Annotated in this window: 13 protein-coding genes; 2 read left to right on the forward strand and 11 right to left on the reverse strand. The window is 31.2% G+C overall.

Annotated elements, in window-relative coordinates; all coding sequences use genetic code 11:
* Positions 1-54: 54 nt before the first annotated feature.
* The 6 genes from B3N22_RS13605 to B3N22_RS13630 all read right to left on the reverse strand — a co-directional run bounded on the left by B3N22_RS13605 (position 55) and on the right by B3N22_RS13630 (position 8071).
* Entirely contained in the window at positions 55-1497 is a 1443-nt protein-coding gene (locus B3N22_RS13605) for a TrkH family potassium uptake protein (protein ID WP_238902553.1), read from the reverse strand.
* A complete protein-coding gene (gene trkA, locus B3N22_RS13610) occupies positions 1448-2854 on the reverse strand; it encodes a Trk system potassium transporter TrkA (protein ID WP_073018704.1) in 1407 nt (468 codons plus the stop codon). The genes B3N22_RS13605 and trkA overlap by 50 nt, the downstream gene beginning before the upstream one ends.
* A 203-nt stretch (positions 2855-3057) precedes the next feature.
* Positions 3058-3420 (reverse strand): P-II family nitrogen regulator, encoded by a 363-nt coding sequence (locus B3N22_RS13615; protein ID WP_073018703.1) that lies wholly within the window; start codon positions 3418-3420, stop codon positions 3058-3060.
* Positions 3421-3433: 13 nt separating this feature from the next.
* The gene (locus tag B3N22_RS13620; protein ID WP_021800960.1) at positions 3434-4678 is read right to left on the reverse strand and encodes an ammonium transporter; all 1245 of its coding nucleotides are present in this window, start codon (positions 4676-4678) and stop codon (positions 3434-3436) included.
* 309 nt (positions 4679-4987) lie between these two features.
* The gene (locus tag B3N22_RS13625; protein WP_286907955.1) at positions 4988-6601 is read right to left on the reverse strand and encodes a Na/Pi cotransporter family protein; all 1614 of its coding nucleotides are present in this window, start codon (positions 6599-6601) and stop codon (positions 4988-4990) included.
* 156 nt (positions 6602-6757) lie between these two features.
* Positions 6758-8071 carry a 6-phospho-beta-glucosidase gene (locus B3N22_RS13630; RefSeq protein WP_286907957.1) on the reverse strand — a complete coding sequence of 438 codons (1314 nt, stop codon included), beginning with the start codon at positions 8069-8071 and terminating at the stop codon, positions 6758-6760.
* A 176-nt stretch (positions 8072-8247) separates the two neighbouring features.
* On the opposite strand from B3N22_RS13630, the gene B3N22_RS13635 reads away from it, so the two are divergent.
* Positions 8248-9582, forward strand: a complete 1335-nt coding sequence (locus tag B3N22_RS13635) for an aminotransferase-like domain-containing protein (RefSeq protein WP_286907959.1) — start codon at positions 8248-8250, stop codon at positions 9580-9582.
* A gap of 186 nt (positions 9583-9768) precedes the next feature.
* Here B3N22_RS13635 and B3N22_RS13640 read toward each other — a convergent pair whose 3' ends face one another.
* A complete protein-coding gene (locus B3N22_RS13640; RefSeq protein WP_286907961.1) occupies positions 9769-12315 on the reverse strand; it encodes a calcium-translocating P-type ATPase, SERCA-type in 2547 nt (848 codons plus the stop codon).
* Positions 12316-12501: 186 nt separating this feature from the next.
* On the opposite strand from B3N22_RS13640, the gene B3N22_RS13645 reads away from it, so the two are divergent.
* Positions 12502-14145: a putative manganese-dependent inorganic diphosphatase gene (locus B3N22_RS13645; protein ID WP_286907965.1), complete on the forward strand. Its 1644-nt coding sequence runs from the start codon at positions 12502-12504 to the stop codon at positions 14143-14145.
* 31 nt (positions 14146-14176) lie between these two features.
* Here B3N22_RS13645 and B3N22_RS13650 read toward each other — a convergent pair whose 3' ends face one another.
* Genes B3N22_RS13650 through B3N22_RS13665 form a run of 4 tightly spaced genes read right to left on the reverse strand, consistent with a single transcriptional unit; the run spans position 14177 to position 16418 of the window.
* Positions 14177-14950, reverse strand: a complete 774-nt coding sequence (locus B3N22_RS13650) for a flagellar hook-basal body complex protein (RefSeq protein WP_286907967.1) — start codon at positions 14948-14950, stop codon at positions 14177-14179.
* 18 nt (positions 14951-14968) lie between these two features.
* Complete coding sequence (locus tag B3N22_RS13655) at positions 14969-15751, reverse strand: flagellar hook-basal body complex protein (RefSeq protein ID WP_286907969.1); 783 nt, start codon at positions 15749-15751, stop codon at positions 14969-14971.
* A complete protein-coding gene (locus tag B3N22_RS13660) occupies positions 15748-15906 on the reverse strand; it encodes a hypothetical protein (RefSeq protein WP_021800952.1) in 159 nt (52 codons plus the stop codon). The genes B3N22_RS13655 and B3N22_RS13660 overlap by 4 nt, the downstream gene beginning before the upstream one ends.
* A 35-nt stretch (positions 15907-15941) precedes the next feature.
* Complete coding sequence (locus tag B3N22_RS13665) at positions 15942-16418, reverse strand: hypothetical protein (protein ID WP_286907971.1); 477 nt, start codon at positions 16416-16418, stop codon at positions 15942-15944.
* Positions 16419-16425: the final 7 nt, after the last annotated feature.

The raw sequence follows: 16425 nt of genomic DNA on the forward strand, positions 1-16425 counted from the left end.
TAATTAAAGAAATAATAAACGCCATTGTATCTTTTGTTTAAATATATAATATAGCTACTTTGCCCAAAATCTAGGCATAAGTAATAAAATCATAGGGTATATTTCTAATCTTCCTACTATCATACAAAAAGAAAATATAAGTTTGCTAAATACAGTAAAACTCGAAAAGTTCCCCATAGGTCCAACTATTTCTAATCCCGGTCCAACATTTCCTAAAGTGGTTGCTACTGAGCTAATGGTAGTAACAATATCTTTTCCTTCAAAGGATACTATTAATACTGAAAAGCAGAAAATAATAACATACATAAAGAAAAACCCTAGAACTTCTGAAAGGGTCTGCTCATTTACAGCCTTTCCTTGAAGAGTAACTGTATATACTGCTTTAGGATGTATTATCTTTAAAAGATCTCTTTTAGCCGCCTTAAATAGAAGCAAAATCCTTATATTTTTTAACCCTCCAGCTGTTGAACCTGCACATCCTCCAACAAACATAAGTAACAGTAATATTAGTTTACTAAGTGATGGCCAGGTATTAAAATCTACAGTTGCATAACCTGTTGTTGTTATAATTGATGCTACCTGAAAACTGGCATGTCTTAAGGACTCTTTAACCGAATTATATATATTACCATTAAGATTAAAGGTAATAAGTATTATAGACATAGTTACAATAAAGAGATATAGTTTAAACTCTCCATCCTTAAAAAAGCCTTTTATATTCCCCTTTAATAGTTGATAATGTAGGGCAAAATTAGCACCACATATAAGCATAAAAACAGTTATAATTATTTCGGCAGCTATATTGTTATAAGCTCCTACACTAATATTTCTGTTTGAAAACCCACCTGTACCTACTGTACCCAAAGTATGGATAATTGAGTCAAAAAGAGGTAATCCAGAAACCTTAAGTAGTATTAGCTGAACTAAAGTTATTATTAAATAAATACCATATAAAATTTTTGCTGTTTCCTTAACTTTTGGAACAAGTTTTCCTGGGTTAGGCCCTGGACTCTCAGCTTTCATTATTTGCATACTTCCAGCACCAGCAGATGGTAATATAGCCATAACTAAAACTAAGACTCCCATACCTCCAATCCAATGAGTGAAGCTTCTCCAAAACAATATCCCTCTAGACAGGCTTTCAATTTCTCCAAGTATAGTTGCTCCAGTAGTTGTAAATCCTGAACTAGCTTCAAAAAAACTATCTACTAATGATGGAATTGCTCCACTAAAATAAAATGGTAAAGCTCCAAAAAATGAAAGCAATATCCATCCTATTGCTACTATTGCAAAGCCATCTCTAGAATATATATTTTTATTTTTAGCTTTTATTCTAATTAGAATAACCCCTAAAACTATTAATATGATTATTGTGTATAAAAATGACCAAAATTCATTTTCTTTATAATATATAGAAACTAATGCAGCTGGCACTATAGAAAGTGCTTCACATACTAATAATTTTCCCAAGTTTTTTAATACCATTGCGAAGTTCATTTTGATTTCCTCCAATTACAGCCGATTCTAGTTCTCTTAAAGTTGATATGTTTGCCTCCATTGTTATAACAATAATTCTATCTCCACTTCTAATAATATCATTTCCATGAGGCACAACCACTTCCTGTTTTCTTACAATAGTTGCAATAACTGTATTAGAAGAAATATTCAATTTTCTAATTTCTTTATTTATTAACTTACTAGAATTATCTACAACAAACTCTAATATTTCAACTTTTCCCTCAAGTATTCTACGTAAAGACTGTAAATCAGCACCTCTTGTAAACTTAAGAATTTTATTGGTGGTTATTCTTTTAGGAATAACAATACCATCCAATCCAACATCCCTAACAATGTTTATATAATTAGTTCTGCTTAGTTTAGTAATTATTTTTTTAACACCTGCTCTTTTTGCAATAAGAGAAGACATAAAATTTTCCTCATCTATACCAGTAACAGATAAAAATGCATCCATGTGTTCTATGTTTTCTGACATAAGCACCTCTTCATCTGTACCATCGCTATTAATAATAAGAGCATTAGGTAATTTTTCTGATAACTCTTCACATCTTGTTTTATCTATCTCTATAATCTTCATTTTTATATTCATGTCATTTAATAGCTTGTACAAATAATATGTAATTCTGCCTCCTCCAACTATCATCAAATTTTTGATTTTATCAGGATATCTTCCATATATTTTGCAGAACTTATATATGTTAGACATCTTGCCTACTACATATACTATATCATTTTCCTTTATTTCTTCATCTCCATCTGGAACTATTACTTCATTTCCCCTAACAATTATTCCTATTAGTACAGAAGAATTAGATTGTCTATCTATATCCTTAATTTTTTTGCCAATAATATCTATTCCACAAGTAATCTTAAGTTCAACCATTCTAACTCTTCCACTAGCAAATCTTTCTACATTAATTGCAGATGAAAAATTTATTGTACTTGCTATTTCCTCTGCTGCTGTATATTCTGGATTTATAATAAAGTCAAGACCTAACTCATCTTTTATAAGAGACAGTTCATCTGAATATTCTGGATTTCTTACACGAGCTACTGTTTGTTTCACACCAAGCTTTTTAGCTGTTAAACAACATACCATATTAACTTCGTCACTTCCTGTAACAGCTATAAGTAAGTCTGCACTAGCTACCCCAGCTTCTAACAAGATGCTTGTACTAACTCCATTTCCATTTATACTCAATACATCTAAGTTATCTTCAATTTTTTGAAGAGCTTGTACCCTTGTATCTATTATAGTCACGTCTTTATTTTCATTAGCTAAACATTCTGCCAATGTATATCCAACTTTTCCAGCACCAATTATAATAACCTTCATATATTCCTCCTACATAGGTCTATTAGTTATTTAAAACAATACTTTTCCCATCATCTGTTAATGTATTTCTGTTAAATTATACTTTTCTTAGTTTTACGTTCTTAAATAGTATATTACAACTCTTAGCTACATATAATCAAGAGTTATTTCCAAAAAAATTAAGTGCAGAATCTTATGATTCTGCACTTAATTTTTTTAATATTCTATTTTTCATCAGCCAATGCTGCTTTGCCTTCTTCTCCAGTTCTTATCTTTATTGCGTTTGCTAGTTCATAGATAAATATTTTTCCGTCCCCAATTTCTCCTGTTCTAAGTACATCTTGAGCTGTTTTTACAACTAGATCAACAGGAACTTCACATACAACTATCTCTATTTTAACCTTAGGAAGTAGCTTTAACTCCATAGGTACTCCTCTATAATATTGAGTATCACCTTTTTGAACTCCACAACCTAAAACTTGTGTTACTGTCATTCCAGTAATTCCAATATTATTCAAAGCATCTTTAAGTGCATCAAATTTATCTTTTCTTGTAATAATATCAATTTTGGTAATTTTATCTTCCATGCTATTGTCCCCCTTATAGATCTATAGTTTGGAAATCAGCATAACTGCTTTCAAGACCATGCTCTTCTGGATCAAGTCCTTTAATTTCCTCTTCTTTAGAAACTCTTAATCCAACTGTAGCTTTTATTACTTTAAATAATATGAAAGTAGTACCTACAGTCCACGCTCCTACTGCTACAATCCCTATAAGCTGAGTTACAAGGTATCCAAATCCACCACCGTAGAATAATCCTAATGTATCACCATAAGCAGCGAATAATCCAACTGCTAGTGTACCAGTTATACCACATAATCCATGAACCCCTATAGCTCCAACAGGGTCATCAATTTTAAGTACTTTATCTATAAATTCAATACCATATACTACTACAAAGCCTGCTATTATACCTACAATAACTGCTCCTGTTGGTGATATAACATCACATCCTGCTGTTATAGCAACCAAACCAGCTAGTACCCCATTTAAAGTCATACTTATATCAGGTTTCTTGTAACGTACCCAAGTTATTATCATCGTTACTAATGCTGCTGCAGCTCCTGCTAAATTGGTGGTAATAAATATTCTTGAATTTAAATCAACAGCTGTTCCTGATAAAGATGAACCAGGATTAAATCCAAACCATCCCATCCATAGAATGAATACCCCTAAGGCACCTAATGTTATACTGTGTCCAGGAATAGCATTAGATTTTCCATCTTTAGTATATTTACCTATTCTAGGCCCTAAAATTAATGCCCCCACAAATGCACTATATCCACCTACTGAGTGAACTACTGTTGAACCTGCGAAATCATGGAAACCTAATTGAGATAACCATCCGCCACCCCATATCCAATGTCCAACTACAGGATAAATAAATGCGCTTATAACAAAACTATAAATACAGTATGATATAAACTTAGTTCTTTCAGCCATAGCACCTGAAACTATAGTAGCTGCTGTAGCACAGAAAACTGTTTGGAATATTAAAAACGCTTCTTTAGGAATAGTTAATCCTAAATGTTCTATGCTCCCTGCCGAAAACCAGTTAGGTGCTCCTATAAACCCACCAACGTCAGTACCAAACATAAGTCCAAAACCTAAAACCCAGAAAATTAACGATCCAATTACAAAATCCATTAGATTTTTCATTACTATGTTTCCAGCATTTTTAGCCCTTGTAAATCCTGTTTCTACCATAGCAAATCCTGCTTGCATCCAAAATACTAATACCGCTGCAAGTAATACCCATAACGTGTCTAGTGCCTTTGTATCCATAAATAAGTCCCCCTTTAAATTATAATTTCTTTTTTATATTTTTTCTGCAGAAAAATATATTTATAAAATTTAATATAAAAAAAGAGCTCACGAGTAGTTATATACATATCTACTGTGACCTCATTGCGCACAAGAATTTAATATTTAATTTATATTTAAATTATACATGCTTATTTCAATTTGTCTAGCTTTTTTAAGTTAAAATATAAACATTTTAATTTTAAACGTATTCTGTTATTAAATTGTTATTTTGAGGAAGTAACAGAGTGTGGATTTTATCCACACTCTGAAATTAACTTTTTAATTTTATTATGAATTACTTTCTATTACACTTTCAGCTATATTCGTTGCGTGATCCCCTATTCTCTCAAAGTTACTTAATACTTCTAAGAAAAATGCACTAGAATATGCATTACATTGCCCTTTATTTAATCTTTTAATATGATTATCTCTATATTCTTTTTCGTATGAATCGATTTTTGATTCATATTCCATTATAGTTGATGCTTTTTCTACGTCTCTATTTGCATAACTCTCTATGGCAATCTCTAATGCAAGTAGTGTGTAGTTATATATATTTTGAAGTTCTTCTATTGCTTCATCAGTGTATTTTAAGTTTTTATGTATTTTTTGACTAGCTAAATCTGCTATATTTTCAGCATGATCTCCAATTCTTTCGATATCATTTATTACATGAAAAGTTGCTGCCACAAGATTTTTTTCTTTATCTGACAACTCTAGTTTTGATAACTTAACTAAATAAGAAGTTATCGCTTCTTCTAATATATTTATTATATGTTCATTTTCCATTACTTTTGAAATTAATTTTTCATCACCTTTTAATAAGGCATCCATAGAAATCTCTAAGTTTTTTCTAGCCTTGTTTGCCATTCTTAAGGTTTCTTTTGCAACTTGACCAGCTGCTATAACTGGAGTTTCTAGAAGTCTATCATCAATGTATTTTGGAGCTGCTTTTTCAATTTCATCTTCACCTGGAATAATTTTATTTACAATACTTATTAATAAACCAGTAAGTGGTAACATAATTAAGGTATTTATAACATTAAAAATAGTGTGTGCATTTGCAATTTGTCTTTTTATATCTCCTGGTGTTAATCCACTAACTACATCTCCTAATATGGTTATAAAAGGAATGAATATTAAAGTTCCAAAAGTGTTAAATATTAAATGTATAAGTGCTGCCTTACGCGCTGTTTTACTTGTACCTATGCAAGCTAATAAAGCAGTAACACATGTACCTATATTACATCCAAATAGTACTGGAATAGCTAATTTTATATCTATAGCTCCTGTTGTTGCTAAAGCTATAAGTATTCCTGTTGTTGCAGAGGAACTTTGTACTATTCCCGTCATTATTAAACCTGCTAATATGCCTATATACCATCTATGACCTATTGCTAAAATTAATTGTCCAAAAGCCGGCGAATCTGATAATGGTTTTAATGCAGAACTCATTATTCCCATACCCATAAATAGTATACCGAAACCAAGTATTATGTTTCCTATTTCTCTTCTCTTTTTGCCTTTAGCAAACATAACTACAGCTGTACCAATACCAACAAATACTGGAGCTATTGCATCTAACTTAAATGCCACTAATTGAGCTGTTATTGTTGTACCTATGTTAGCTCCCATTATTATACCAGTTGCTTGAATTAAATTCATTAATCCTGCATTTACAAACCCAACTACCATTACTGTAGTTGCTGATGAACTTTGAATTACTGCGGTAACTGCTGCTCCTACTAATACTGCAACTATTTTATTAGATGTAACTTTTTCTAAAATACTTTTTAATCCTTCTCCTGCAGCATTTTCTAATCCATCTCCCATAAGTTTCATACCGTAAATAAATAAACCTAATCCACCTATTACAGATATAATGATTTCTACACTACTCAAGTTAATCTCCTCCGAAAAAAAATTATTTTTTTGCCCTTGATTAGCTTACTACATTTATTAACAAATGTTAATAGACTTTCAACATTTTTTACACGTTCTTAACATAAGCTGCAAAAAAGATTCTTCCATAATCGGAAGAATCTTTCATTATATATGTTATTTATTAAACTGTGGTAAATAATTTTTATGAGCTTCTATTAGTTCGTCTACTAACATTTTTGCTGCTTTATCATCAGCTACCAATGGATTTATTGTTAAAGCTAGTACAGCTTTATCATAACTTCCTTCAACAGCTGCTTCCACTACAGTTCTTTCAAAAGATTTAATCTGTTGTATTAATCCATTTACCGCTACTGGTAAATGTCCCATGTTTATTGGTTTAGGTCCATCTTTAGTAATTATACAACTTATCTCAACTGCTGAATCTTGTGGTAAATCTGCAATTGAACCGTTGTTTCTGGTATTTACAGGTTGTATATCTCCAGTATCATTGTATATAGATGTAATTAAACGACAAGCGGCATCGCTGTAATAAGCTCCTCCTCTTTTTTCAAGTTGAGGTGGTTTAATATCAAGATTAGGATCTTTATAAAGTTCAAATAAAGAGTCTTCTAATCTCTTAACAACTTCTGCTCTTGTTTCACCCTTCTCAAATTCCTTTAGTTCTTCTTCAAGCATCTTTTTGTTTTGGAAATAATATCTATGGTAGGCACAAGGCATTACTCCTAAAGCTTTAATAAACTCTGGAGTCCATGGCATATCTTTAATGTTTTTAGCTATACCACCTGGATTCCCATTTACCATGGATTCTATTATTTCATCTGTAACATTTCTTCCATCTAGATATATGTTTAGTCCAAATACCATATGATTTAAACCAGCAAAGTCCATTCTCACTCTGCTATGTTCAACTTCAAGCATGTTAGCAACAGCCATCTCCATACCTATAGGACCATTACATAGACCTATTATTTTTTTATTTTTTCCATGTCTAAGAAGTGCTTCCGTAACTATACCTGCTGGATTTGTGAAGTTTATAAGCCAAGCATTAGGACAAAGCTCTGACATATCTTTATCAATGTCTAATAATACAGGAATTGTTCTTAATGCTTTAAACATTCCACCTGCACCATTTGTTTCTTGTCCTATAAAACCGTGACTAAGTGGTATTCGTTCATCTTTTATTCTAGCATCCAATAAGCCAACTCTTAATTGAGTTGTTACGAAGTCGGCACTCTTCAAAGCTTCTCGTCTGTCTAGAGTTGTATGAACTTCTATTGGAAGACCTGCTTTTTTAACCATTCTCTTTGCTAAGTCTCCAACAATTTTTAGTTTTTCTTCACCTTCTTTTATGTCCACAAGCCATAATTCTCTTACAGGTAATTGTGAATATCTTTTGATAAACCCTTCAATCAATTCAGGTGTATAACTTGATCCTCCACCTATAGTAACTATTTTTATACCATCCATAGCTTACCCTCCTTGCATGGTTTTAGTGTACAATTTAATAATATCTCAGTAGGATAATGTTTTCAATTATGATAAAATGGAACTGTACCAGTACAGTTTTTATTCTTTAATAATGGTAACCTTTGTGGAATAGGCTGTTCGTATCCCTTTACATTTTTATAATCATGGAGGAAATTATGGATATATATAAACAGATAGCTTTAGATATAAAATCTGATATTTATAATAAAAAATACACCTCATCTAAAAAACTTCCCTCTATAAGAAGTTTGTGTAGCGAATATTCCTGTAGTAAAAGTACCTCTATAAAAGCTTATGAAAGTTTAATTAATGAGCACTTAATATATTCAATACCCCAAAGCGGATATTATGTAGTTGAGGAACACTTAAATAATTTATCCTATCCTAATATTATAGATTTTTCTAATGGTAATCTTAATATGGGCAGGATTTTAACGCCTGATTTAAAACATTGTTTAGATAGGGCTGTTGATATATATGGTAATCAACCTGTAGACTTTCATCTTATGGGAATTGATTCTCTAAAGTCTCTACTTCCAAACTATTTATCAAACTTTCAAGTTTTTGTACCTAAAGAAAATATCTTTATCAATTTAGGAATACAACAAATATTAAGTTTACTTACAAACATGCCTTTTCCTAATGGAAAAACAAAAATCTTACTGGAAAACCCAACTTATAAATACTTTTTAGACTTCTTGAAATACTCTAAGATAGACTTTATTTCTATAGATAGAACTCCTAGTGGAATTGATTTAAATGAACTAGAGAATTTATTTAAAACTGGAGACATAAAGTTTTTTTATACTACTCCTAGAAATCACAATCCTTTAGGAACTAAGTATTCAAAAACTCAAAGAAAAGCTATAGCTGAGTTAGCTATAAAGTATGATGTGTACATAGTTGAAGATGACTACTTTGGAGATATAGAGTTTGATTCTAAGTTTGATCCTATATATGCTTATGGAGATCACTCTCACTTCATATATTTAAAAAGTTTTACTAAGATAATACCTTGGATAAAGATAGGATTAGCTGTTATTCCAACTGAACTTATAGATGAGTTTAATAGACAAGCAAGTTATTCTTATTATTATTCATACTTTGTTCCATCTTTAATCTCTCAAGCTACTTTAGAAATATATCTTAAAAGCAATATTTTATCTAAACATGTTAAACTAATTAAAAAACAACAAAAGTCTAGATTAAAAGCTTTTAGTGATGAACTTAAAAATCTAACTAACACAAATGTTAAAGTTTCTTCTTTAGATACATCTTTATATAGCTATATCTATTTACCTGAAGGAGTAAGTGAAAGTTCTTTAGTTTACTCCTTAAAAACTAAGGGAGTTTTGGTTTCAGCAGGATATAACTACTTTGCTTCTAATCTCAACTATAAAAAAGGGGTTAGAGTTAGTATAGCTAGAACTGATGAAAATCAGATTAGAGCAGGTATGAGAATATTGATTGATGAACTTAACAAAGTTTAGCTAAGTTTCTATAAGTTTAACAAACTTCAATTAAGTTGCTTAAAGTTTAACAGAGTTAGAGAACCTAGTTTTAAGTAAGTCAGCAAAACTAATTAAGAGTTAGCAGTTAAATAAGAACCTCAGCAAAATTGAGTAACTTCTTCTCTAACTTACTAACTCTTATGTTTTAACTCTAAACTACTCTCACTATCTTGTTTTAAAATAGAGGAATACTGAGTTTATAGTAGCTATTATTCCTGAGAAAAACATTACTATCCCCCACTCTAATAAGTTTAGAGCTTGAGTTTGAAATACACCTTGTAAAAATGGTATATACATTATACTCATTATCATAGTTATAGAAACTAGAACTGCACCTACTAAGTAAGGATTACTTAGTAGTTTAATCTCTATTATAGAGTGTCTTTCTGATCTACATTCAAATACGTGAATCAATTGTGACATTACTAGAGTTGCTAAAGCTATTGTTCTAGAAGTCTTTAAATTAAAGCCAAAGTACTGCCCAACTATAAATGAAGTCAAAGTACATATACCTATTAAAGTACCTCTTACTAAAATCTTTTCAGTTAACCCTCTTGCAAATATACTTTCATCCTTTTTTCTTGGTTTTTGTGACATTATATCCTTGTCAGCTGGGTCTACACCTAAAGCAATTGCAGGAAGACCATCTGTAGCTAGGTTTACAAAAAGTATTTGAATAGGTGTAAGTGGGTTTGGAAGGTAAAAAAGTGATGCTAGGAACATAGTTAATACTTCTCCTAGGTTACAAGAAAGAAGATATCTTATAAACTTTCTTATATTATCATATATTACTCTTCCCTCTTCTACAGCAGCCACTATAGTTGCGAAGTTATCATCCATTAATATCATTGAAGAGGCTTCTTTAGTAACATCTGTACCTGATATACCCATAGAAACTCCAATATCTGCTTCTTTAATTGCAGGAGCATCATTAACCCCATCTCCTGTCATAGCAACTATATTACCATTTTTCTTTAATGCCTTTACAATTCTGAGTTTATGGTTAGGACTTACCCTTGCAAATACCTTTGCTTTTTTAACTTCTCTCTCTAAATCTTTGTCAGTTAATCTTTCTAAATCTTCTCCAGTTAAAACTATATCATTAGAATTACATATACTTAATGATTTTGCTATAGCAAAGGCTGTATTTTTATGATCTCCAGTTATCATTATAGGTCTAATTCCTGCAAGCTTACATTGTAATACTGCATCTCTTGCTTCATCTCTTGGAGGATCTATGCTACCAACTATACCAATAAAGGTTAAACCCTTTTCTAAACTTTCATCCTTTACTAAATAGCCTTCCTTGTAAGCTGCCCCTAAACATCTTAGCGCTCTATTAGACATGCCATCAACTGTCATTAAGATTTCCTTTTTCTTAGTTTGAGTTAATGGCTTTATTTTTCCATCCTCTAATATGTGGCTACATCTATCCATAATTCTTTCTGGTGCACCTTTTACATAGCAGGTTTCCTTACCATTTTCACTAACTATTACAGACATCATCTTTCTATTAGAATCAAACGGTAAATCAAAAACTCTTTTATGGAAACTCAAAAAGTTTTTAAGGGCTTTTACATCTTTAAAAAGTCCTTTAACTAATGCTGTTTCTGTTGGATCTCCATGAAGAACTTTGTCCATGTTTTTTTCTGAAAAATTATAATTACAATCGTTGCAATAAACTAATGACTTCGTTAGTACAATATTATTCGGTGGATTATCTTTATCTAAATTATATACCTTATTATCAATATAGATTTCCTTTAGTGTCATTTTATTTTGTGTTAAGGTACCAGTTTTATCTGAACATATAACTGAGGTACATCCTAAGGTTTCTACCGCAGGAAGTTTTCTTACTAAGGCGTTTCTTTTTATCATTCTTGATACGCCTAAAGCTAAGGCTACTGTAACTATCGCTGGAAGTCCTTCTGGTATAGCAGCAACTGCTAAGCTTACTCCAAGTAAAAACATTTCCCCTATATCATTACCTCTAGCAACTCCTACAACTGTTACTATTGCACATATACCTAAACATAAAAATACTAAAACCTTTCCTAAAGATTCTAGCTTCTGCTTTAACGGTGTTTTTTCTTCTTCAATATTTTGAAGTAGGTTAGCTATCTTGCCCATTTCTGTAGCCATTCCTATTGCAGTTACCTTCATGGTTCCTTTTCCTTTTAATATAGTAGTCCCCATGAATACTGAAGAGTGTCCTTGTCTTGTATCTTTATTTACCCCTACAGATTCACCTGTTAATAGAGATTCATCTATAGTTAGTCCACTACCTCCACTTAAGGTTCCATCAGCTGGAATTCTATCTCCTGCTTCTAAAACAACTAAGTCTCCAATAGTTAAATCTACAGCATTTATAACCTTCATATCTCCATCTCTTATTACCTTACAAGTAGGTGCAGCTAGATTTTTTAATGCTTCTAAAGACTTTTCAGTTCTATATTCCTGAACAAATCCTAAAATTGCGTTAACGACTACTATTATAACAATAGTTATGGCATCTGCAATATCTCCCATTAAAGCGGAAACAACAGTTGATGCTAAAAGCACCCAAATCATTAGATCATTAAATTGAGAGATAAATACCATAAGTGCTGATTTCTTTTTTTCTTTTATAAGCTCATTGCTTCCAAATTTCTTTTTTCTATTTTCAGCTTCTCTACTACTTAATCCTAAAGTAACTACTTTCTCCTCTATCAATTGAGTTCCTCCTTTTATATTGTCTCTATCCTAATATATGTAACTCTACCTATAAATTATGAAATAAATTTACAATAATAATATTAATAATTGTGTAAACATTTAAAATATTAACTAGCTCTTTACAATTAGGGCTTTTAAAATTAGAATATTACTAGGAACAAAGACAATAAAGGAGGCCATTTAATGAAAGATGTTATTTATGTTACTGGACATAAAAATCCTGACTCAGATTCCATATGTGCAGCTTTAGCTTATGCGGAATTTAAAAACAAAACAGGCACTATACCAGCTATTCCAGTAAGATTAGGAAATGTAAATCAAGAAACTCAATTTATATTAGATTATTTTAAAGTTGAAAAGCCAATGTACTTAGAGACAGTAAAGTTAAAGGTTGGAGATCTTGCCTTTGATAAAATTACTCCTCTTGCAGCTGATATATCTTTAAAAACTGCTTGGAATTTAATGAAAGAAAAAAACATTAAATCTATTCCAGTAGTTGATGGAAATACTCACTTAATAGGAGTTTTATCTATTTCAAACATAGTATCTAGTTATATGGATATTTGGGATAACAAAATATTATCAAAAAGTGAAACTACTATTGATAATATAGTTGACACTTTATCTGCAAAATCAATTTACATAAATGAAGCTGTTAGTGTATTTCCCGGGAAAATAATAGTGGCTGCTATGCAACCAGAAGGTTTAAAGGAATATATTGATGAAGGAGATATTGTTATTGTAGGTGGAGATAGAGCTGATGCTCAAGAAACCATTATGGATGCTAAAGTATCTCTAATGATATTGACAGGTTCACATACACTAAATGATGCTTTATTAGAAAAAGCTCGTGAACTTGGTATAACTGTAATATCTACTCCTCATGATTCATTTACTGCTTCTAGATTAATAGTTCAATCTATTCCTGTAGAGTATGTAATGGTTAAAGATAACTTAATTGCTTTCTCTACTGAAGACTTAGTAGATGACTTAAAGAGTATCATGGTTGAAACTAGATTCAGAAACTATCCAGTTTTAGATTCTAGTAACAAAGTTGTTGGTACTTTCTCAAGATATCACATGATTTCTAACTACAAAAAGAAAGTTATTCAAGTTGACCACAACGAAAGAGGTCAATCAGTAAATGGACTTGAAGATGCTGAAATTCTTGAGATTATAGATCATCATAGAGTTGCAGACATTCAAACTGGTAACCCTATTTACTTTAGAAATGAGCCTATAGGTTCAACTTCTTCAATAGTTGCTAAGAGATTCTTCGAAAATGGCATAAGACCATCTAGAGAAGCTGCTGGACTTTTATGTGGTGCTATCATTTCTGATACATTATTATTCAGAAGTCCAACTTGTACTGAAGAAGATAAAAATATCTGTAAGAGACTTGCAAGTATAGCTGAAATAAATATTGAAGAGTTTGCAAAAGAAATGTTCAAAGCAGGTACATCTTTAAAAGGTAAAACTGTAGAAGAAATCTTTAATCAAGACTTCAAACCTTTCACTATAGAAAACACTAAAATAGGTGTTGCTCAAGTTAATACTATGGATATTGAAGGCTTTATGCCATTAAAGGATTCAATGCTTGAATATATGAGCAAAAAAGCTATCGATAATGGTTTAGAGGTTGTAGTTCTTCTATTAACTGATATATTAAATGAAGGTTCTCAAGTACTAGTTGCTGGTGGCAGACCAGAAATAGTTGAGAATGCATTTAAGGTTAGCTTAGTTGATCACACTGCTTTCTTACCTGGAGTTTTATCTAGAAAGAAGCAAGTTATACCACCTTTAACTAATACAATAACTTCAATGTAAAATAAAAGCTTTGGCATTTCGCCAAAGCTTTTTATCTACTTCTCATATTATTAACCATTCCCCACATCTCATCTGCTGTGGTTATTCCTTTAGATGCAAGTTGAAATGCTCTTTGCGTAATTATCATCTCTGAAAACTCTTGAGCCATGTCAACATTTGATCCTTCTAAGAAACCTTGGTATATATCTGCATCTGTTTCTTCATTAACTTGTATTCCTTCTGCTGGGACATAAAGATTAGAGCCAGCTGAAATAAAGGCATTGTCTCCAACTGCATTATATAGAGGAATATTTCCTATCCTATTATATGTACTTCCATTTTGTATATATATACTACCGTCTGTATCGATCTTAGTTGTGTTAGTTGTAAGAGCTGGATTACCTTCTCCATATCCATTCGCATATTGAATAGATAACTTATCCCCTTGAGCTGTTACTAAGGTTCCTGAAGCATCAATTTTAAAACTTCCATCTCTAGTATAAGCATAACTTCCATCAGCTTTGGTTACTCTAAAATAACCTTGTCCATCTATTGCTATATCAGTTGGTTGTTTTGTTTCCATTAAGTTTCCTTGCTTACCGTTTCTAGTCCACTCTGTAGTTTTTACTCCAGTTCCTGTATAGGAATCTTTGTCGTAAATAGGATAACCTAGTCTATCAAAGGACTCAGATAACAAGTCTTTAAAAGCTGTTTCTGTTTTCTTATATCCTGTGGTATTAACATTAGCTAAGTTATTAGAAATGCTGTCAAGTTTCTCTTGGTTAGCATTCATTGCACTTTTAGCCGTCCATAAAATTCTCATCATAAAGCTTTCCCCTCCTTATTATCTTACTGCACCTATTTCACTAGCTGCTTTTCCTAAAGTCTCATCCATAGTTTGTACTACTTTTTGGTTAGTTTCAAAACTTCTCATTATTGTCATCATATTAACCATTTCATTTATTATATTAACATTACTTTTTTCTAAAACACCTTGCTGTACAGAAACTTCACCACCATAGTTAGGATTTTGTCCTTCATAAAGGTTGTCTCCAATTTTTTTAAGTGAATTATAATCTTCAAAATCAGCTGTTGCGAATTTATATGTACTTACTCCATTAATAAACAAATTACCACTTGCATCTAACTGTGGTTCGTTGTTTCCTACGTATATAGGTTCTCTTGCACCTGTAGCATTGTTTACTCCTAATACACTATCACCAGTATTAGTAACTAAATATCCTTGAGTATTTACTCTAAAGTTACCGTCTCTTGTATAATATTCTTTTACACCTTCAGCAGTATTTTTTCTAACTGTAAAAAATCCACTTCCTTGTATTCCAAAGTCCGTCTTTTTTTCAGTTTCATTTAAAGTTCCTTGAGTCCAAAGAGTATTAGTTTCGTCTATCTTAGCTCCTAGGTTTAACTTTCCTAAAGTGTTTTTAACTGTATTTCCATTTGCAAGTTTCTCTTTATTAGCTAAAAGTACATCTTCAAAGCTCTTTATAGATAAATTATCACCTTTAAATCCAGTTGTATTAGCATTTGCTATATTGTTAGTAATTACATCTTGTTTAGCCTCTAAAGTAACTAAACCTGTCACTGCCGTGTATAAACCTCTTATCATTTCTCCACATCCTCTTTATCAAAAATAACTTTTACTTCATCTGGATATTTCATACCATATTCTCTGGCTTTTTCTTCAATCCTTGCTTGTGAAAGTTGCTGATTAGAATTATATCCAAGCATTAAAATAGTAGCTAAAATTAATCCTATTCCCATACCAATTAATAATTTTCTATCATTTAAAAAATTGATTAAATTTTTGATTGTTTTAATAAACTTTTTATTAATAGTACTTCCCCCTTTCCCATTGAAAGGCTTTCACATATATCTTCGTCAGTATATCCTTTATCTATAAGATCCTTAATTACATTCATTCTACTAATTACTTGATTTTCTGTTCCATTCTCTTCTTCAACTATATCAATTTCATCATCTATAAGTGTGTCTATTTTAGTATAGTTTTCATCATTAATGTTATCCTCTAACTGATAACTATTGTCCTTTGGATAATTATACTGCTTTACTTCTTTTAATTCAATAATCTCTTTTTGGAGTTCTAGGATAGTTTCGGAAAATTCTCTTCTAAGCTTTCCTATTTCTAAATCAGTATCTGAAATATTCTCTTCTTCATTATGTAATATACTCAAAAAACTCTTATCCTCTTTTTTTAAACCTTTATAGTTAAAATAAATCAAGAGCACTCCTGCTAAAATAATAAGTATTGGCATATAATCC

Origin of the sequence: Clostridium sp. UBA1652 (assembly GCF_002320975.1) — a bacterium.
Taxonomy (GTDB): Bacteria; Bacillota; Clostridia; order Clostridiales; family Clostridiaceae; genus Clostridium_T; species Clostridium_T intestinale.

What these genes read in the sequence shown, in the direction of transcription:
- B3N22_RS13655 (WP_286907969.1), bottom strand. Translation starts at nt 15,751, where the DNA reads ATGATAAGAGGTTTATACACGGCAGTGACAGGTTTAGTTACTTTAGAG.
- B3N22_RS13660 (WP_021800952.1), bottom strand. Translation starts at nt 15,906, where the DNA reads ATGGGAATAGGATTAATTTTAGCTACTATTTTAATGCTTGGATATAAT.
- B3N22_RS13650 (WP_286907967.1), bottom strand. Translation starts at nt 14,950, where the DNA reads ATGATGAGAATTTTATGGACGGCTAAAAGTGCAATGAATGCTAACCAA.
- B3N22_RS13615 (WP_073018703.1), bottom strand. Translation starts at nt 3,420, where the DNA reads ATGGAAGATAAAATTACCAAAATTGATATTATTACAAGAAAAGATAAA.
- B3N22_RS13665 (WP_286907971.1), bottom strand. Translation starts at nt 16,418, where the DNA reads ATGCCAATACTTATTATTTTAGCAGGAGTGCTCTTGATTTATTTTAAC.
- B3N22_RS13635 (WP_286907959.1), top strand. Translation starts at nt 8,248, where the DNA reads ATGGATATATATAAACAGATAGCTTTAGATATAAAATCTGATATTTAT.
- B3N22_RS13630 (WP_286907957.1), bottom strand. Translation starts at nt 8,071, where the DNA reads ATGGATGGTATAAAAATAGTTACTATAGGTGGAGGATCAAGTTATACA.
- trkA (WP_073018704.1), bottom strand. Translation starts at nt 2,854, where the DNA reads ATGAAGGTTATTATAATTGGTGCTGGAAAAGTTGGATATACATTGGCA.
- B3N22_RS13605 (WP_238902553.1), bottom strand. Translation starts at nt 1,497, where the DNA reads ATGAACTTCGCAATGGTATTAAAAAACTTGGGAAAATTATTAGTATGT.
- B3N22_RS13645 (WP_286907965.1), top strand. Translation starts at nt 12,502, where the DNA reads ATGAAAGATGTTATTTATGTTACTGGACATAAAAATCCTGACTCAGAT.
- B3N22_RS13620 (WP_021800960.1), bottom strand. Translation starts at nt 4,678, where the DNA reads ATGGATACAAAGGCACTAGACACGTTATGGGTATTACTTGCAGCGGTA.